General features: G+C 45.2%; 18 protein-coding genes. 6 read left to right on the top strand and 12 right to left on the bottom strand.

Going from position 1 to position 17,805, the window contains the following annotated elements; genetic code table 11:
- Positions 1–88: 88 nt before the first annotated feature.
- Both A3860_RS10775 and A3860_RS10780 read right to left on the bottom strand, forming a co-directional pair.
- A complete protein-coding gene (locus A3860_RS10775; protein WP_081146700.1) occupies positions 89–421 on the bottom strand; it encodes a HesB/IscA family protein in 333 nt (110 codons plus the stop codon).
- Between the two features lie 126 nt (positions 422–547).
- The gene (locus A3860_RS10780; protein ID WP_173820192.1) at positions 548–1,714 is read right to left on the bottom strand and encodes an IscS subfamily cysteine desulfurase; all 1,167 of its coding nucleotides are present in this window, start codon (positions 1,712–1,714) and stop codon (positions 548–550) included.
- 93 nt (positions 1,715–1,807) lie between these two features.
- On the opposite strand from A3860_RS10780, the gene mce reads away from it, so the two are divergent.
- Positions 1,808–2,215 carry a methylmalonyl-CoA epimerase gene (gene mce, locus A3860_RS10785; RefSeq protein WP_081146701.1) on the top strand — a complete coding sequence of 136 codons (408 nt, stop codon included), beginning with the start codon at positions 1,808–1,810 and terminating at the stop codon, positions 2,213–2,215.
- Positions 2,216–2,341: 126 nt separating this feature from the next.
- On the opposite strand, the gene A3860_RS10790 is transcribed toward mce, so the two are convergent.
- From A3860_RS10790 to A3860_RS10810, 5 genes are all read right to left on the bottom strand, one after another.
- Complete coding sequence (locus A3860_RS10790) at positions 2,342–2,947, bottom strand: MarR family winged helix-turn-helix transcriptional regulator (protein WP_081146702.1); 606 nt, start codon at positions 2,945–2,947, stop codon at positions 2,342–2,344.
- A gap of 207 nt (positions 2,948–3,154) precedes the next feature.
- Positions 3,155–4,114: a T9SS type A sorting domain-containing protein gene (locus A3860_RS10795; RefSeq protein ID WP_081146703.1), complete on the bottom strand. Its 960-nt coding sequence runs from the start codon at positions 4,112–4,114 to the stop codon at positions 3,155–3,157.
- A 532-nt stretch (positions 4,115–4,646) separates the two neighbouring features.
- Positions 4,647–5,381, bottom strand: a complete 735-nt coding sequence (locus A3860_RS10800) for a ribonuclease III family protein (RefSeq protein ID WP_245843522.1) — start codon at positions 5,379–5,381, stop codon at positions 4,647–4,649.
- Between the two features lie 103 nt (positions 5,382–5,484).
- Positions 5,485–6,738, bottom strand: a complete 1,254-nt coding sequence (fabF, locus tag A3860_RS10805) for a beta-ketoacyl-ACP synthase II (RefSeq protein ID WP_081146705.1) — start codon at positions 6,736–6,738, stop codon at positions 5,485–5,487.
- Between the two features lie 104 nt (positions 6,739–6,842).
- Entirely contained in the window at positions 6,843–7,079 is a 237-nt protein-coding gene (locus A3860_RS10810) for an acyl carrier protein (protein WP_081146706.1), read from the bottom strand.
- 272 nt (positions 7,080–7,351) lie between these two features.
- Between A3860_RS10810 and A3860_RS10815 the strand changes: the two genes are divergently transcribed.
- Positions 7,352–7,780 (top strand): GNAT family N-acetyltransferase, encoded by a 429-nt coding sequence (locus A3860_RS10815; RefSeq protein WP_081146707.1) that lies wholly within the window; start codon positions 7,352–7,354, stop codon positions 7,778–7,780.
- A 17-nt stretch (positions 7,781–7,797) separates the two neighbouring features.
- Here A3860_RS10815 and mfd read toward each other — a convergent pair whose 3' ends face one another.
- Positions 7,798–11,238 (bottom strand): transcription-repair coupling factor, encoded by a 3,441-nt coding sequence (gene mfd / locus A3860_RS10820; protein ID WP_081146817.1) that lies wholly within the window; start codon positions 11,236–11,238, stop codon positions 7,798–7,800.
- Positions 11,239–11,576: 338 nt separating this feature from the next.
- On the opposite strand from mfd, the gene A3860_RS10825 reads away from it, so the two are divergent.
- On the top strand, positions 11,577–12,347 hold the full coding sequence (locus tag A3860_RS10825; RefSeq protein ID WP_081146708.1) for a ferredoxin--NADP reductase: 771 nt from the start codon (positions 11,577–11,579) through the stop codon (positions 12,345–12,347).
- A gap of 218 nt (positions 12,348–12,565) precedes the next feature.
- Here the strand turns inward: A3860_RS10825 and A3860_RS10830 are convergent, their stop codons facing one another.
- From A3860_RS10830 to dtd, 4 genes are all read right to left on the bottom strand, one after another.
- The gene (locus A3860_RS10830; protein ID WP_081146709.1) at positions 12,566–12,859 is read right to left on the bottom strand and encodes a hypothetical protein; all 294 of its coding nucleotides are present in this window, start codon (positions 12,857–12,859) and stop codon (positions 12,566–12,568) included.
- A gap of 127 nt (positions 12,860–12,986) precedes the next feature.
- On the bottom strand, positions 12,987–14,426 hold the full coding sequence (locus tag A3860_RS10835) for a glycine--tRNA ligase (RefSeq protein ID WP_081146710.1): 1,440 nt from the start codon (positions 14,424–14,426) through the stop codon (positions 12,987–12,989).
- A gap of 211 nt (positions 14,427–14,637) precedes the next feature.
- Positions 14,638–14,967 (bottom strand): nucleotide pyrophosphohydrolase, encoded by a 330-nt coding sequence (locus A3860_RS10840; RefSeq protein WP_081146711.1) that lies wholly within the window; start codon positions 14,965–14,967, stop codon positions 14,638–14,640.
- 36 nt (positions 14,968–15,003) lie between these two features.
- Positions 15,004–15,456, bottom strand: a complete 453-nt coding sequence (gene dtd / locus A3860_RS10845; RefSeq protein ID WP_081146712.1) for a D-aminoacyl-tRNA deacylase — start codon at positions 15,454–15,456, stop codon at positions 15,004–15,006.
- Between the two features lie 31 nt (positions 15,457–15,487).
- On the opposite strand from dtd, the gene arfB reads away from it, so the two are divergent.
- The 3 genes from arfB to A3860_RS10860 are packed head-to-tail and all read left to right on the top strand — an operon-like array spanning position 15,488 to position 17,763.
- The gene (gene arfB, locus A3860_RS10850) at positions 15,488–15,895 is read left to right on the top strand and encodes an alternative ribosome rescue aminoacyl-tRNA hydrolase ArfB (RefSeq protein WP_081146713.1); all 408 of its coding nucleotides are present in this window, start codon (positions 15,488–15,490) and stop codon (positions 15,893–15,895) included.
- Between the two features lie 17 nt (positions 15,896–15,912).
- A complete protein-coding gene (locus A3860_RS10855; protein WP_081146714.1) occupies positions 15,913–16,716 on the top strand; it encodes an MbnP family protein in 804 nt (267 codons plus the stop codon).
- A gap of 3 nt (positions 16,717–16,719) precedes the next feature.
- Positions 16,720–17,763, top strand: a complete 1,044-nt coding sequence (locus A3860_RS10860) for a cytochrome-c peroxidase (protein WP_081146715.1) — start codon at positions 16,720–16,722, stop codon at positions 17,761–17,763.
- Positions 17,764–17,805 lie beyond the last annotated feature (42 nt).

A 17,805-nucleotide genomic window follows, 5' to 3' on the forward strand; every position in this document is an offset into this window, starting at 1 on the left:
CTGCTTGTTGTCGCCTCATGTACTTTGCCGTTTTTTGGGATGGAACCTGAACTTCATCCAGTTCAATTGCAGGCGGCTTTGCCAGATCCTAAACCGCAAAACTTTCGCCACAGGCACAGGTACGGCTGGCATTGGGGTTATTAAAATAAAATCCTTTACCATTCAACCCTTCCGAAAATTCGAGGGTGGTATTCACCAGGTATAAAAAGCTCTTCAGATCGGTAACCACTTTAATGCCATTGTCCTCAAACACCTGGTCGCCGCTCTTTGGCTGGTTATCAAAATCCATTTTATAACTAAGACCGGAACAACCGCCGCCTACCACCGACACCCGTAAAAAATAACCGGCATCAGGCGCATAGGAAGATTCTTCCATCAGTTTTATTACTTTCTCTTTTGCTTTATCGCTTACGAAAATCATAACTCTAATTTGATGATCCCGGCTTTACGGGACAAGTTATTATATAACGCACTGCTGCCTTATTTGTTTAAAATTACAAAATTTAAGGCATATTTCCTATATTAACTCACTGTATTTCAATACAAATTAACTAATTGGCTTCATCGCCCTCAGCTCCTCCACTACACTAATAACCTTTGCTATTACAAAGTCAATTTGTTCTTCGGTCGTATACCGGCCAATGGAAAACCGTAAAGAACTGTGGGCCAGGCTGTCTTCGACACCCAATGCTTTCAGTACATAGCTGGGCTCCATGGATGCACTGGTGCAGGCAGCCCCCGACGACAGGGCTACTTCTTTATTTAACCCCATCATTAACCCGTCGCCATTCACAAAATTGAACGAAATGTTGGCCACATGGGGCAGGCGGCTGATGCGGCTACCATTTACATAGGTAGCATCCAATTGCAGCAGGGCATTTTCGAGCCGGTTGCGCAGGTTGCTCATCCGCTGGCCATCGGCCTCCAGTTGCTGGCGGCAAATATCTGCCGCCTTTCCAAAACCGGCAATGCCGGGCACATTGAGGGTACCGCTGCGCATTCCTTTTTCGTGGCCGCCCCCATCCATTTGGGCCGTTAGCCTTACCCGGGGATTCTTCCTTCGCACATAGACCGCCCCCACCCCTTTTGGCCCATACATTTTATGGGCACTGCAGGTAAGCAGGTCGATATTGTCTCTTATAACATCAACGGGAATTTTACCTACTGCCTGGGTGGCATCGGTAAAAAACAGCACATTATGTTTTTTGGCCAGCGCCCCTATTTCGGCAACCGGTTGTATGGTACCCGTTTCATTATTGGCATACATAATAGCAATAAGAATAGTACGGGGCGTAATGGCGGCTTCCAGTTGCTGCAGATCGATGAGTCCTTCTTTATTCACCGGTAAATAAGTCACCTCGCCGCCCAGCTTTTCAAGATGCTTACAGGTATCGAGCACGGCTTTGTGTTCGGTAACACAGGTAATAATATGATTTCCCTTGCCGGCATACATTTCAAACACGCCTTTTAAGGCCAGGTTATCGCCTTCGGTAGCGCCCGAGGTAAAAATGATCTCCTTTGGTTCGGCGCCTATAAGCCTGGCCACCTGTTCCCGGGCATAATCAACCGCCTCCTCAGCCTGCCAGCCAAAGGAATGGCTGCGGCTGGCGGCATTGCCAAACTGTTCGGTAAAATAGGGCAACATTACTTCCATCACCCGCGGATCGCAGGGGGTAGTAGCATTGTGATCGAGGTATATTGGCAGCTTCAGCATGATTTGTAAACACAAAATTAAATGAAAAGGTTTGTTTGGCGGGTGGCTGCCCATTACTTATTAACTTACGAACTTAACAACTAACTACCTGGTATGCTGAAAGTTGAACACATTGGTATTGCTGTACGCGAATTATCACAATCGGTACCCCTGTTCGAAAAGCTGCTCAACACGCCTTGTTACAAAACCGAAGCCGTGGAAAGTGAGCAGGTGGCCACCGCTTTTTTCAGGACCGGCGACACCAAAATTGAACTGTTGGAAAGCAGCAGCCCCGAAGGTGTAATTGCACGCTTTATTGAAAAAAAGGGCGAAGGCATTCATCATATCGCATTTGAAGTGGCAGATATTGAAGCTGAAATGAAGCGGCTGGTAAACGAAGGTTTTGTACTGCTGAGCGAAAAACCCAAGCCGGGCGCTGATAATAAGTTAGTGTGCTTTCTTCATCCCAAAAACACTAATGGAGTACTAATTGAATTGTGCATGGAGCGGAAAGATCAATAGATAATTGCTGAGTAGCGATGGGGACGTAGAAGTCCCAACTGAAGTCGTCGGGATGCCGATGAAATCGGCAAGTGACACAACCGAAGCCGATAGCAGCACTAAAGCCGGCCGCCAAAATATTCTTCTTTACTTAATGTCTTTATGTTCGGGGCATTCGATACGCAATTCATCGATGGCCAATGCCTTTTGCATAAGATTGCAGTGATGGCTCTGCTGCCGGTCGCCATTATAGTAATAGCAGTTGTAACACATACGCTGGGTAGAAATGATGCCGTTCTGGTTCATGCGGTAAATAAGATCGAGCACCGATACCAGGAACTGGTCTTTTTGCTGGGGCGATAATGTTGCAATTGCGCCATCGAGCGGCAGGGTAAAATTCTCGATCATGCCGGTGAGCTTCATTCCCTGATCGGTAAGCGAAAAATTAAAGCTGCGTGAATCAAACGCATCATCCGATCTTTTGATGAGGCCTTTTTGTTCCAACACTTTTATAGAATCGCTGATGGTGGCTTTGGTAAGATTGAACTCCCGGGCCATGGAGGCAATGCGGCGCTGCTTGTCATTGTTGTGGTATTTGATAAAAATAAGCAGCTGCATCTGTATAGGACTCAGCTTATGTTCCTTGGCTTCGGTCCATAACAAAACCCTGAATACTTCAGAAATTTTTTCCAGAGCAGCCACTATCTTGTAGTCTACATTGGTAATATGACGTTCCGGGTTAAAAGCCGACATGACAAAGCAATTCGCTTAAAAATACAGACTTTACATTGTGAATATAATACAAGAAAGGGTAATAACCCATACCGGGAGCCGATTATAGACAGAACAGGCTGTAACTGCGGCGATTACGCCAAAAAAATATACGAAGGGGATAAAAAAAGTTCCGCTGTAGACACAGCGGAACCATTACTGTTTACCTAATATGAGGACCATTTAAACCTACAAAGCTATTTTCTTAACCTCGCTCCAACCCTTGCCATCACTAACTTGTACTGCATACACACCGGAGCCGGCGCTCATCGCATCAACGATAAGCCGGTAAGAAGCCTGATTGAATTGTTTGCGCACTATAACCTGTCCGCTCATGTTTATCAACTGTATGGAAACGTTATCTTTTACATCGCTGTTAAAGTCGATGGTAACGGTTTTATATGAAGAAGTGTAAATGTTGGTAATGATGTTGTTGCTGTTGCGCAGGGAGCGAATGGCTGAGTATAAGGCAGTGCCACTCATATCTACCTGGCGTATGCGGTAATATACCACCGCATCGTTAATATTTTTGTCGGTATAACTGTATTTGTTAACCAGGGCCGATGTACCGGCGCCCATTACTATAGCTACCTGTTTCCAGGTGCGGGCATCGCTGCTTCTTTCTACTGCATAATAGCTGTTGTTCATTTCTTCGCTGGTGCTCCAGTTGAGCTGACTGTTTGAACCCTGGCGGGTTACATAAAATGTTTGAAAGATCACCGGAAGTGGTGTAAAAGTCAAAAAGCCAGAACCGGTTGAAGCATCGGCGTAGCTAGGGCCGGTTTGAACACCTTGCGTTCCATCAAATTTTACAACGTTGCCGATCTTTATCTGATCATTGGAATTAATACCGGTTATTTTTCCGGTAGAGAGTACAACAATGCGGCTGGCAGCGTTCATTCTTAATTTGCCGTTGTTCAGGTCTAAAATACCAGCTACAATAACTACTACATTATCGATATCTACATTTATGTCAAGGGTAACGGTTTCACCAGCCGGGATAATAATGCTGTCACCACTTTGGGGTTGACGGATCAAATTCCAGGTACTGTTCAGGTCCCAGTCGCTGTTGTTTGCTGCTTTAATAGAACCTGCCATGAGGCTGGTAGCCATCAGCAGGGTTAAAAGGGTAGTGTAGAGTTGTTTCATACGGTAAACAGATTATGCCAGAATAATTTCAATACACGTACCTGAATTTTGTGGCATGGGTGAAAACAGGGGCTAAAACCGATACCGGAATTGGGTAAATTGACGCATAACACAATGACTATCACATTGGTACTATTTTTCCCAAATTCTCAAAAAAAAATAAATTTTCCTTACGGGGAAGCATCTCCCAGCACGCGGAATTATTCCCAAACATGGAAGATTTTTACAATACAGGGAACTATTTAGCCGGAATAAGCTAATCCTGCTAGGGCGGGGACAGGATATGCCAGATTGCTGATCCCTGAAAAGCGGGGCAAGCCAGGCTAATTGGGCCTTTGCCGGGGCAAATTGTACTAATGGAATGCAGGGTGCAAATTGAAAAACCGGCTGCGTGTTGGCATGGTGCGTCGGCGAAAGGCTTGAGTTGGCGGCTAAAACCAGGGCGGCATGCGATCGCAAGCCTGGGCTGTTGGCGCCCTGTTCGCCAGTTGGCGAAGATGGGGCACGAAGCAAAACAGGTTGAAAGGGAAAATTATTCTTCCTCGGGAGCTTCGGTTTTGTTTAAACCCAGTTTATCGATGGCGATGGCGGCGGCAATTTGACTGGCGTCTTTTTTATTATAGGCCTTGCCTTCGGCGAGTAATTCCCCATCTACCACGGCTCCGATGGTAAACAGGCGGCGGCCGCCTTCAATTCGTTCATCGAGGGTTTCAAATTCAAGGTTCTTACCGTTCTTATTGGCCCAGCCGTATAATTTATTCTTATGGTTAATCTCGAGGTTCTCCAGGTCTTCCATATACAAATGGGGAATAATGATGCATTCAAACACCCATTGCTTGGTTGCTTTAAAGCCCCGGTCAAGATAAATGGCGCCAACCACCGCTTCGAGCGTATTGCCAAAGATCTGGCTCATCTTTAGCGAATTGTCGAACTTATTGTAGAAGGTAATTTTCTTGAGTCCCATTTTGATGGCAATTTCGTTGAGCTTGTTACGATTTACCATCTTGGAGCGCATTTCGGTAAGGAACCCTTCTTCTTTGTAGGGATATTTCTTAAAAAGAAAATCGGCTACGATGCCACTGAGAATTGCGTCTCCGAGGTATTCGAGCCGTTCATTATTTTCATCTGCACTGTCCCTTACCGACCTATGGGTAAGGGCAGCTTTATATAATGCGAGCTTGCCCGGGGTAAAACCCAGTACATTGCGCAGATTCTTTTTAAAAGAAAGATTCTCTTCTTTGCCTAAAAAGCGGTCCAGGATTCCCACAATTGTCAATCTACTAATTTTTCATTAAGCCAAAAAATCATTAATAGGGCCAGGAGTCCGCAGCCATCAATTTCAATAATTCTACAACTCAAAGCGTATAAAGTTACGCTTTATATTTTTTCACAATTACGCAGGCATTATGCCCTCCAAACCCGAATGTATTACTTAAGGCAGCTCGAACAGTTCGATGCTGGGCTTTTTCAAAGGTGAAATTTAACCGGGAATCGAGCTCAGGGTCGTCGGTGAAATGATTGATTGTAGGAGGAACAATATCATGTATTACGCTCATAATACAAGCAATGGCTTCTACCACACCGGCAGCTCCGAGGCAATGCCCCGTCATGGACTTGGTTGAACTTATGTTCAGTTTATAGGCCTGTTCACCAAAAACGTCAGTGATGGCTTTTACTTCAGCGATGTCACCTAAAGGAGTTGAGGTACCGTGGGTATTGATATAATCAATATCCTCGGGTTTCATGCCGGCATCGTCCAAAGCCTGGATCATCACATTTTTGGCGCCCAACCCTTCGGGGTGCGGGGCTGTAATATGATGCGCATCGGCTGTAGCACCAGCTCCGGCTAATTCGCAATAAATTTTTGCGCCACGCCGGATGGCATGTTCCAGTTCTTCTACCACCAGTACGCCTGAGCCTTCGCCCATTACAAAACCATCGCGATCCTTATCATAAGGACGGCTGGCTGATTTGGGATCATCGTTGCGTTCGCTCAGGGCTTTCATGGCATTGAAACCACCTACACCGGCTTCGCTGATTACACTTTCAGCACCACCGGTAAGAATGATATCGGCCTTGCCCATCCTTATGAGGTTGAACGCTTCCATGATAGCATTGGTAGATGAGGCACAAGCACTTACTACGGCAAAATTAGGACCGCGAAAACCATGCCGCATAGATATATGGCCGGCGGCTATATCAAGGATCATCTTGGGAATGAAGAATGGATTGTAGCGGGGGGTTCCATCGCCTTTGGCGAAGTTCATCACTTCTTCCTGGAAGGTGATCAAACCACCGATACCGCTCGCAAATACCACCCCTACCCGGTCAACGTTGACATTATCTTTATTAATGCCGGCGTCGGTCACTGCCTGGTCACTTGAGATGATGGCAGTTTGGGTAAAGCGGTCGATCCTCTTGATCTCCTTACGGTCGAGGTAATTCAGCGGGTCGAAATTCTTTAACTCGCAGGCAAAGCGTGTTTTGAATTTTGAGGCATCAAACTGGGTAATAAAATCGGCACCGGAAACTCCGTTAATGAGTCCGTTCCAATATTCCTGTAAACTATTGCCGATTGGTGTAAGGGCACCAATACCGGTCACAACAACTCGTTTCAATTGCATAGCTCTTGCCAGAGGGAGTTTTAAGTAAGAAATCCGCTTTCGCAGCATGCGCCCAGCTATCGAAAGCGGATTTAATTTATTGCACCTGATCTACAGTATTCAAATTACTTAGCATGCTCTTCTAAGTAAGCAACAGCCTGGCCAACAGTGGTAATTGTTTCGGCCTGTTCATCAGGGATGGAAATATTGAACTCCTTTTCAAATTCCATAATTAATTCCACGGTGTCGAGCGAATCGGCACCTAAATCATTGGTGAAAGAAGCCTCATTGGTAACTTCTGCTTCTTCTACACCAAGCTTATCAACAATGATCTTTTTTACTCTTGTTGCGATGTCTGACATTTTTGTAAAGTTTAGTTACGGCTGCAAAAATATAGATTTTGGAATAATGACAATAAAAGGCTGGTTTTTAATTAATCTTGTTAATATTTTGTGATTTACCGGTTTTGTAGTACTATCCCACCCCTCTTTCCAGTCCCGATACCTATCGGGAGGCCCCTAAAACGGTAAGATACCCCTGTTTATGCATTACCGCCCCGTTTTTTTTAAATGCCCGGTTGGGCGGTTATAAATGGTAAATCCTTATATTGCAGCGCACTACCCAATTAGTCGGCATGGCATTAAAAATAATAGATCACGGTTCCCGCGAGTACCAGCAAATGGTTCAGTTGCGTAATGATATACTACGCAGGCCATTGGGGTTACAATTTACCCCCGACGAGCTGGAAAAGGAAAAGGAGGAGATCTTAATAGGCGCCTTTGAAGAAGAAAAGATGCTGGGCTGCTGTATGCTTATTAAAATGGAGCCCGGCTCGGTACGGCTGCGCCAGATGGCGGTATTAAATAACCTGCAGGGTAAAGGCATTGGCCGGGCCCTGATGCAATTTGCCGAAAACATTGCCCGCGACCGGGGCTTTCAGAAAATAACCATGCATGCCCGTAAAACTGCCGTTGGGTTTTATGAAAAACTCGGTTACCGGGTATGCGGACAGGAATTTGAAGAGGTTACCATTCCGCACTATGTAATGGAGAAGTTGTTATAAATTATCCTGATCACCACTTACGCTGTTTCCTCTTTTGCCGCTACAAACTGTTTCATCTGCGATAAGAAGCGTACCATCTTTTGCATGGTACCCATATCTGCTACTACCAGCATAAATAATTTTCCATTCTGTTTCAGGCGGGCCTTGTTCGTTTGGGTTTGAATAAACGTAAGTATATTATGGAATATGGACGATTCAAAATAAGGTGAGTCGGCCTTGTTGATGAAATAGCATTTCAGCGTATCATCTTTCAGCAACATTTTTTCAAAGCCCAGCTCAACGGCCAGTCTGCGGCAGCGCACCGTATGGAACAGGTCTTCTACCTGCTGCGGTATGGGGCCAAAGCGGTCCTGCAGTTCGGTGGCAAAAGCCTGCAGATCTTCTTCATTGTCGCAATTATCGAGTCGGGTATATAACGTTAACCGTTCGGTAATACTTTCTACATAACTATCGGGGATCAATATTTCCAGATCAGTATCAATGGTGCAATCCTGCACATAATCTTCCTGTTTGGAGATCTCTGCCTTAAATAGTTCGCGGAACTGTGTACGCTTCAATTCCTTGATGGCTTCTTCCAGTACCTTCTGGTACATTTCGAAACCGATCTCGGCCATAAAGCCGCTTTGTTCGCCACCCAACAGGTTACCCGCACCCCGTATGTCGAGGTCGCGCATGGCTATCTGAAAGCCGCTGCCCAGCTCGCTGTGCTGCTCCAGGGTTTGTAACCGCTTTCTTGAATCGGGCGGCAGCGTGCTCATTGGCGGCGCCAGCAGATAACAGAATGCTTTTTTATTGCTGCGGCCTACCCTGCCCCGTAGCTGGTGCAGGTCGCTTAACCCAAAGTGATGGGCATTGTTGATGATAATGGTATTTACATTGGGAATATCAACCCCGCTTTCAACAATGTTGGTACAAATTAGTACGTCGTATTTTCTATCAATAAAGTCAAGAATGCGTTCTTCCAGCTCATGCCCTTCGAGCTGGCCATGGGCAAAGCCAATGCTCAGGTCGGGGCATAACCCCTGTATAAGGGCAGCCATTTCGGCCAAACCCTGTACCCGGTTATGAATAAAGAATACCTGCCCGCCCCGTTCGGTTTCAAAATAAATTGAATCGCGAATGAAGTCCTGGTTAAAAACCTGCACTTCGGTTTGAATGGGTTGCCTGTTCGGCGGCGGGGTATTAATAATGCTGAGGTCACGCGCGCCCATAAGGCTGAACTGCAGCGTTCGTGGTATAGGCGTTGCCGTTAAGGTTAAACAGTCTACATTGGTACGCAGGGTCTTGATCTTTTCCTTATGCGCCACACCGAATTTTTGTTCTTCGTCAATGACCAGTAAGCCCAGGTCTTTGTATTTGACTTCCTTGCCCAGGAGCGCATGGGTGCCAATAATAATATCAATTTTGCCTTCTTCGAGCTTCTTCAGGGTTTCCTTTTTCTCTTTGGCCGATTTAAAGCGGTTCACATAATCAACGGTCACCGGAAAATCTTTCAGTCGCTCACTAAAAGTTTTATAATGCTGAAAGGCCAGAATGGTGGTGGGCACCAGCACAGCGGCCTGCTTGCCATCGCAACAGCTTTTGAAGGCTGCGCGTATAGCGATCTCCGTTTTTCCAAACCCTACGTCGCCGCATACCAGCCGGTCCATTGGTGAGGGTGATTCCATATCCTTCTTCACATCGCCCGTGGCCTTGCTTTGATCGGGCGTATCTTCATAAATAAAGGAAGCTTCCAGCTCGGTTTGCATGTAGTTATCAGGCGCATGCTGAAAACCCTGCTGGGCCTTACGTTGTGCATACAGGGTAATGAGGTCAAAGGCAATTTCCTTAACCTTCGTTTTGGTTTTTTCTTTCAGCTTGTTCCAGGCTTCACTACCCAGCTTGTTTACCTTGGGTATGGTTCCTTCCTTACCGGTATATTTCGAAATTTTATGCAGCGAGTTGATGTTCACATACAGGATGTCGCTGTCTTTATAAATGATACGCACGGCTTCCTGCAGCCTGCCGTTCGATTCCAGTTTTTGCAAACCGCTGTAAACGCCTACGCCATGGTCTATATGGGTAACGTAATCGCCGGGCTGCAGCTCGCGCAGGGTGCGCATGGTAATGGCCTTGTTCTTATTATAGGCCTGCTTTACCTTGTATTTATGATAGCGCTGGAAGATCTGGTGATCGGTATAACAGATCACTTTCAGGTCTTCATCAATAAACCCTTCATGTATAGAGGTAGGCACCGGCGTGAACTGGATGCCTGCTTTCAGGTCTTCAAAAATGCTGTTCAACCGTTCCAACTGCCGGGGATTCTCAGCAAATAAGTACAGACTGAATTTCTTTGCTTCCCATTGCTTCAGGTCTTTTATCAGCAGATCGAACTGGCGGTTGAATGCGGGCTGGTCTTTTGTATTGTAGTCAATAGTGAGTGGCGTGTGTTGAGTGGGCTCGCTGTCTTCAATGAACCCCGACTGATAGCCAAATTCTACTACATGGCGGCTGGCTAACTGTTTTTTCAACGGGCCCGCTATAAACTCATCGGCCTTAATGGTTGTTTTTATGGTTTTATCGTCATCCTCTACATTTTCTTTGGGCGCTTTATTGTTCGACTGCATTTCGAGGAACAGGCGCAGGTCTTCTTCCTGGGTCAGCAGCTTTTCTTTGGTAAGCTCCCAATCCTGCACCCAGTAAATGGTATTTTCGGGCAGGAACTCAAAGAGGGAGATCTTGCCCTCTTCATCAAACTGCGTTTCTACATTGGGGATGATGCTTACCTGTAATAATTTGCGCTCGCTTAACTGCGTTTCGGGATCAAAAATGCGGATAGAGTCCACATCATTACCAAACAATTCAACCCGGTACGGTTTTTCATTGCCAAATGAATAAATATCAAGGATACCACCACGTAAGGCAAACTGCCCCGGTTCGTATACAAAATCGGTTGATGAAAAACCATAATCAACCAGTTGCCGCAACAATCCTTCTACGTCAATGGCGTCGCCCGATTTTAAATAAATGATATTTCCGGCCAGGGTTTTGGGCAGAACCACTTTTTCGAACAGGGCCTCGGGATAGGTAACCAGCATACCAACGCGGTTGCTGCCTGCCGGGGGCGAAGAAAACCGGGTAAGCGCTTCTGTTCGCAGCATTACGTGCGAGGAATTGAGCAACCGGAAATTCTTCCTGTTCTTGAAAGAGGTGGGAAAGAAAAAGATATTCAGGGCATGGGTCAGGTTCTCCAGCGAATTGTGCATGTAGGCAGCCGACTCGGCATCTTCACAAATAATGACATGGTTGAGCTGGCTGCAGGCATCATGCTGAAAAATAGTGCTTATCACAAAAGCGGGGGAACTTCCATGCAGGTTCTTGCAAAAAATTTGTTGGGGTTGGGCAAAAGAGAGCCTGTCCGCCAGTTGAAAAAGGCGGGGGTTATTTTTATATGCGTCGAGCAGCACCTGCAAATTCATATCAGCGGCGCAAAGATACGAGTCAGGGAGCAATTGGCAAGAGGCAATGGGCAAAAGGTAAATTAATGAGCAGTTGCAGGTCGCAAGTTCCAGGTTACCAGGTACCGGCTGCCAGTTTCCGGGCATGGAATTTTGATTACACTACCTACTGGTAGGGGTCTCCGGGTCTTTTACCCGGTAACCGGATTCTGGTAACTTGTAACTGCCTTTTTCCTTGCAACCTGGAACATGGAACCTGTAAATGAATTTCACCAATCCCCATTGAATCACCATTCACCGATTTTTGGCCAGTGGCCTAAAATCAAGTATCTTAAATTGGTATCAAACCTGCTAGCTATATGTCGCTTCTGCCCTGGCAAACCGGTAAAGTCATTCGCATTGCAAACGAAACCAGCAATACAAGACGGTATTGGATAGAAGTGCCAGATGTACAGGCTTTCGATTTTGAGCCCGGCCAATTTGTAACGCTCGACCTTCCTATTCATGAAAAACCTGCCCGGCGGCAACGCAGCTATTCCATTGCCTCCTGGCCCGATGGCACCAACGTTTTTGAACTGGTGATCGTTTTACTGGAGGGCGGCGCCGGCACCACCTGGCTTTTTAATGAAATAAAAGAAGGAGACGCACTCACCTTCCGCGGCCCGCTGGGCAAGTTTACCCTGCCCCAACCTATTGACCGCGACCTGTTCTTTATTTGTACCGGTACCGGCATAGCGCCTTTTCGCTCAATGGCCCATCATATTTTAAACCATAACATCAGTCACCAGAACATATACCTGATCTTTGGCTGCAGAAAGCTTACAGATAGCCTTTATGGAACGGAATTGCAGGAATTATCAGAAAAAGTGACCAGCTTTCAATACATCCCCACCTTCTCAAGGGAAGTTCCCGAAAACTATAATCATTTAATACGCACCGGTTATGTTCATTCTATTTATGAAGATATATGCCGGGCAAATAGTACCCAGGCCAATGGAGCAGATGCTGCTTTAGTTAAGCCCGCTTATTTTTATTTATGCGGCTGGAAGAATATGATCGATGAAGCCAAACAGCGCATACAGGCGCTGGGGTACGACCGTAAAGCCATACACCAGGAATTATATGGGTAAAGATGGCGATATCAACTGGCCGTTACCAGCACACATAGATGACAAATACAATTAACCCAGGCAGTTATTTGATTTATATCAATAAATACCTGTTATCATCAATTGTAAGTCGATGATCTTATTGGATCTGTCGGGAATTTTTGAAAAGGACTTGGTAAAAACAGTGCAGATAAAAAGGGAATAAAAAAACAAAAACACGAGGAACAATGCCAGGACAGCTATTTTTTACCGAATGATTTATCCTGCAGCATGTCTGACTTCTTTTCTTCTTTAGCGGTAATAGGGATCACCGGGATGTTGGAGTTGCCTTTCAGCTTTTCTTCCAACAGCAACCTATCTCGCTGTAATTCAAGGATTTCTGCGTGGCTGTCGATCATTTCCTTCTCCAGATCGGTCACTTTGAATTGCAGCTTTTTCAGCTGTGAGTGCCTGAGTAGGAAACCTGTAGCAAAAGCAATAGCTATAATGCCAGCCAGCATTGAAACTTCAATAGACAATTTAATTAAGAGCATAAGCTAGCCTCCAATGTTGATTCACCTGGTTTTTTTAAGGTTATTACAAAAATACAAGGTTCCTCATAGAATAAAAGAGTAGATCCACGATTTTGATATTTGATTTAGCTCAATATCTATACCGTTTTTAGACAATGTATTTCTGAACCAGCTCCCTTATTTGGGTAGCAGGAATACGATCCTGTTGCATGGTATCGCGGTACCGGATAGTAACAGTTCCATCCTCTTTGGTTTGTTTATCTATTGTAATACAGAACGGTGTACCAATTGCGTCCATACGACGATAGCGCTTTCCAATAGTGTCTTTTTCTTCATAAAAACAACGGAAATGCGCCTTACAGTCATCCATAATTTCGCGGGCAATTTCGGGTAACCCATCCTTTTTCACCAACGGCAATACGGCCAGTTTAATGGGCGCCAGCTTTGGCGGTATCTTTAACACAACACGGCTATCCTGCTTTTCAGCAGTACTTAGGTCTTCTTCAGTATAAGCTTCGCTTAATACCATTAAAACCGTTCTATCTAAACCAATCGAAGTTTCAATTACGTATGGGATATAGTTTTGATTGATCTCCGAATCGAAGTACTGCATTTTCTTTTTGCTATACTCCTGGTGTTTACTCAAATCGTAATCGGTACGGGAATGTATACCTTCAACCTCTTTAAAACCAATTGGGAAATTATATTCAATATCGCAGGCTGCATCGGCATAAAAAGCCAGCTTGGCGTGATCATGAAAACGGTATTTTTCTTTTGGAATACCCAGGCTCAGGTGCCATTTCATGCGCTCTTCCTTCCAGTACTCGTACCATTCTTTTTGCGTGCCAGGACGAACAAAGAACTGCATCTCCATCTGCTCAAACTCCCGCATGCGGAATACGAATTGGCGGGCAACGATCTCGTTACGGAAAGCCTTACCGGTTTGAGCAATACCAAAAGGTATTTTCATACGGCCGGTTTTTTGTACGTTCAGGAAGTTCACGAAGATACCCTGAGCAGTTTCGGGCCGCAGGTAAATTTCACTGGCTTCTTCTGATACGCTGCCCAACTGGGTGCTGAACATCAGGTTAAACTGACGTATTTCAGTCCAGTTACCGGTACCGCTTACTGCACATTTAATTTTATTATCTTCTATGAGTTTTTTCAACCCATCATAATCATTGGCTACCAGCAACTTATCCATTTCAGCCAATAGGGCATCGGCTTCGGCTTTTTTACCGGCCAGCTCCAGTTCATCGGCTTTGGCTTCAATAAGGTGATCAACGCGATAGCGTTTCTTACTGTCTTTATTATCGATCATGGGGTCGCTGAAATTATCAACGTGCCCGCTGGCCTTCCAGGTTGTGGGATGCATAAATATGGCAGCATCAATACCCACGATGTTCTCATGCATCTGGGTCATACTCTTCCACCAATAGTCACGGATATTCTTCTTCAACTCGCTTCCCCACTGGCCATAATCGTACACGGCACTAAGCCCATCATAAATTTCACTGGACTGAAAAATAAAACCATACTCTTTGCAATGCGAAATAATTGCCTGGAACCTATTGTTGTCTGTTGCCATAAGGCTGCAAATATAGGCGATAAGTTGAAAAGTTTACCAGGCCAACATTCGAAGTTCCTTACTGCCAGCTAATGCCGGCATGCCGGGCAGGCTTATCAAATTTTAGACACATTTTTTATGGTATATGTATCCGCATTACGGTGGTCATGGCCAACTCAAAAAACCATGCATTCTTTAAGCAAAGCGAGATGCTCAGCAATGCCTGCCCCGGTTATTTTTTCAGCTTTTCATTTTCCTGATGGCGGGTAGCATCGCGGATATTTTTCTTTTCGAAATTCTTATGCAGCGCCTCGGTAAGGTCAACGCCGGTTTGATTGGCCATGCATATAAGCACCCACAGAACATCGGCCATTTCATCGGCCAGGTCTTTTTGTTTATCACTTTCTTTAAACGACTGATCGCCGTACTTACGGGCCATAATACGCGCCAACTCTCCCACTTCTTCTGTAAGAATGGCCATATTGGTGAGTTCGCTGAAATATCGAACACCCACTGTTTTTATCCAGTGATCAACCTGTTGTTGTGCTTCCCTGATTTCCATATATGCTACACAAATTAATCATTTATCACATTATCGTTATTCCTTATTCTTTGTATCGATGACGATGGTAACCGGTCCGTCATTTAACAGCGACACTTTCATATCGGCTCCGAATTCGCCGGTAAATACCGGTTTACCCAAATCGGTTTGCAATTGCTGAACAAACTGTTCATACAATGGAACGGCAATGGGTGGTTTTGATGCCTTAATGTAGGAAGGCCGGTTCCCTTTTTTGGTAGAAGCATGCAGGGTGAACTGGCTTACCACCAACAGATCGCCGCCCTGTTCTTTTACCGATTCATTCATAACCCCGGCAGCATCATTAAAGATGCGCAGGTTAACGATCTTGCTGCTTAGCCAGCTTATATCTTCTGCAGTATCGGTGTCTTCAATTCCTACCAATACGAGCAAACCCTTTGAAATGGCCGACCGTATATTATTATCGATAACAACATTCGCCTGTGTAACCCGTTGTATAACCGCTCGCATAGTACCTGTAAATTAATTTTACCTTTATAGAATGAAGATAGATGTTTCAAGAGAATTAGAATTTAAAACTGCCCGAAGCGGCGGTAGTGGGGGGCAAAACGTAAATAAAGTGGAGACAATGGTGGAAGGATATTTTCATATATCTAATTCACTGATTTTGAACGATGAACAAAAAACCATTGTTCAAAAGAAATTGGCGTCAAAAATAAATTCGGAAGGGTTTTTGCAAGTAAGAAGCCAGATTCACCGCAGCCAGTTGCAGAATAAGGAAGAAGTGGTAAAAAAAATGAATACGTTCATTGAGCAGGCATTAAAGAAAGAAAAAAGACGGATCGCCACCAAACCTTCCAAAGCAGCCAAGGAAAAGCGGCTCGATACTAAACAGAAACAATCACAACACAAACAAAACCGGCGAAAGATCCGTCCCGGCGATTTGTAAGCGTAACACCGAATGCTATGAAACTGACTCACCTACTGCACCGAGTTAATTTGCCCAAACTTTGCATTGTATTACTGTTAGGAACAGCCATCATCTCCTGTCAGAAAGAATTGAAATTTGATGAAGAGCCGCAGAAAGATCATAACCTGGTGTTGAAATTTAAACCCGTTGTACTGTACGATTCTGTTCCCCTGGTGCTGGGAAAAGCCTATACCAATTATTTTAAAGAATCCTTCACGCCCACTGCTTTCAAATTCTATGTACATAATTTTCAAATGATCAATACCGACTCAGGTAAAATATTCAAACTGGCCAATGATAAATATTACCTGGTCGATTTTTCCGACTCTGCTTCCACAGAAATAAAAATATCCATTTTACCATACGTGTATAACCGTATTTCATTTTCTATTGGGGTCGACAGTGCGCAGAATGTAAGCGGTGCCCAAACCGATGCCCTTGACCCGGCCAAGGGTATGTTCTGGACCTGGAATACCGGTTATATTATGGCCAAGCTGGAAGGCACGTCGCCCAAATCGGCACAGGCCGGAAAATTTGAATACCATATCGGCGGTTTTTCGGGTACCGAAAGCGTACTCAAAACCGTGAACCTGTTATTCCCCTATGCGCAAAACCTTGATCTGAAACCCGGCAAAACGAGCGAGATGTTCATAACTTGCGATGCGTATGACTGGTTCTATAATCCCTGGGATATAAAAATTTCTGAAAACCCGGTAATCAGCACGCCCGGCGAGCTGGCTAAACAGGTGGCTGAAAATTATTCAAAAATGTTTACCGTAGATTCCGTGTTTAATGAATAAACAGTGGCTGTAAGATGGTCAATAAGAATTTGTTTATTGCTTTTTTTAGGTTGCCTGCTGGTAAATGCCTGTAAAAAATCAGGCAGTGGTAACAGTGGGCCTCATCCGCTGACCTTTTCAATACCAGCAGGATTTCCTGCCCCGCAATATACCTTTACCGGCAATCCCCTTACACAGGAGGGGTTTGAACTGGGCAGGAAACTATTTTATGATGGCCGCCTGTCGAAAGACGGGAATTTTCCCTGCTCCTCGTGCCATCAGCAATTCGCGGCATTTTCTACCTACGATCATCCATTGAGCCATGGCTTCAATAACCAGTTCACCTTTCGCAATGCCCCCGGGCTTTTTAATTTAGCCTGGAATAAAGAAATGCATTGGGATGGCGGCATTACCAATATTGAAGTACAGCCATTAGCCCCGCTAACTGCACCCAATGAAATGGCAGAGGATATAAACAATGTCATTGGCAAGCTACAGCAGGACGATACCTACAAAAAAATGTTCAGGGCTGCCTTCGGCAGTGATACCATTAACAGCCAGCGCATGTTACTTGCCATAACCCAGTTTGTAACCTCGCTGGTATCGGCCAATTCAAAATATGATAAGGTAAAACTGGGTATGGCCAGCTTTACGCAAACAGAACAGAACGGATATGCCCTTTTTCAATCGAAATGTACCGGCTGTCATCCCGAACCATTATTTACCGACCATAGCTTTCGCAACACCGGTATACCGGTTGACCCCTACATTAATGATTTGGGAAGAATGCGCATCACCAATAAAAAAGAAGACTCGCTGAAATTTAAAGTGCCCGGTTTGCGCAATGTGGCCCTTACCTTTCCCTATGGCCACGATGGCCGTTTTTCTTCCATCACCAGCGTACTCGATCATTACAGCAGCGGCGTACAAACCAGCGCTACGCTTGATCCGCTGTTAAAGAACAAGATCCCACTCACCAATGCAGAAAAATTCTATGTGCTTGAATTCCTGAAAACGCTTACCGATTCTACGTTTATCAATGATAGCAGGTTTGCACAACCGGAGTAAGACACCGCCTCGACCCTTCGCCTTTCTGCCGGCAGGCGAAAA

Origin of the sequence: Niastella vici (genome assembly GCF_002077945.1) — a bacterium.
Lineage (GTDB): Bacteria > Bacteroidota > Bacteroidia > Chitinophagales > Chitinophagaceae > Niastella > Niastella vici.

Coding starts and splice junctions, on each gene's coding strand:
- A3860_RS10825 (WP_081146708.1), top strand. CDS start 11,577: ATGTCGCTTCTGCCCTGGCAAACCGGTAAAGTCATTCGCATTGCAAAC.
- A3860_RS10815 (WP_081146707.1), top strand. CDS start 7,352: ATGGCATTAAAAATAATAGATCACGGTTCCCGCGAGTACCAGCAAATG.
- A3860_RS10840 (WP_081146711.1), bottom strand. CDS start 14,967: ATGGAAATCAGGGAAGCACAACAACAGGTTGATCACTGGATAAAAACA.
- A3860_RS10855 (WP_081146714.1), top strand. CDS start 15,913: ATGAAACTGACTCACCTACTGCACCGAGTTAATTTGCCCAAACTTTGC.
- arfB (WP_081146713.1), top strand. CDS start 15,488: ATGAAGATAGATGTTTCAAGAGAATTAGAATTTAAAACTGCCCGAAGC.
- A3860_RS10835 (WP_081146710.1), bottom strand. CDS start 14,426: ATGGCAACAGACAACAATAGGTTCCAGGCAATTATTTCGCATTGCAAA.
- A3860_RS10795 (WP_081146703.1), bottom strand. CDS start 4,114: ATGAAACAACTCTACACTACCCTTTTAACCCTGCTGATGGCTACCAGC.
- A3860_RS10775 (WP_081146700.1), bottom strand. CDS start 421: ATGATTTTCGTAAGCGATAAAGCAAAAGAGAAAGTAATAAAACTGATG.
- dtd (WP_081146712.1), bottom strand. CDS start 15,456: ATGCGAGCGGTTATACAACGGGTTACACAGGCGAATGTTGTTATCGAT.
- mfd (WP_081146817.1), bottom strand. CDS start 11,238: ATGAATTTGCAGGTGCTGCTCGACGCATATAAAAATAACCCCCGCCTT.
- A3860_RS10810 (WP_081146706.1), bottom strand. CDS start 7,079: ATGTCAGACATCGCAACAAGAGTAAAAAAGATCATTGTTGATAAGCTT.
- mce (WP_081146701.1), top strand. CDS start 1,808: ATGCTGAAAGTTGAACACATTGGTATTGCTGTACGCGAATTATCACAA.
- A3860_RS10790 (WP_081146702.1), bottom strand. CDS start 2,947: ATGTCGGCTTTTAACCCGGAACGTCATATTACCAATGTAGACTACAAG.
- A3860_RS10780 (WP_173820192.1), bottom strand. CDS start 1,714: ATGCTGAAGCTGCCAATATACCTCGATCACAATGCTACTACCCCCTGC.
- A3860_RS10830 (WP_081146709.1), bottom strand. CDS start 12,859: ATGCTCTTAATTAAATTGTCTATTGAAGTTTCAATGCTGGCTGGCATT.
- fabF (WP_081146705.1), bottom strand. CDS start 6,738: ATGCAATTGAAACGAGTTGTTGTGACCGGTATTGGTGCCCTTACACCA.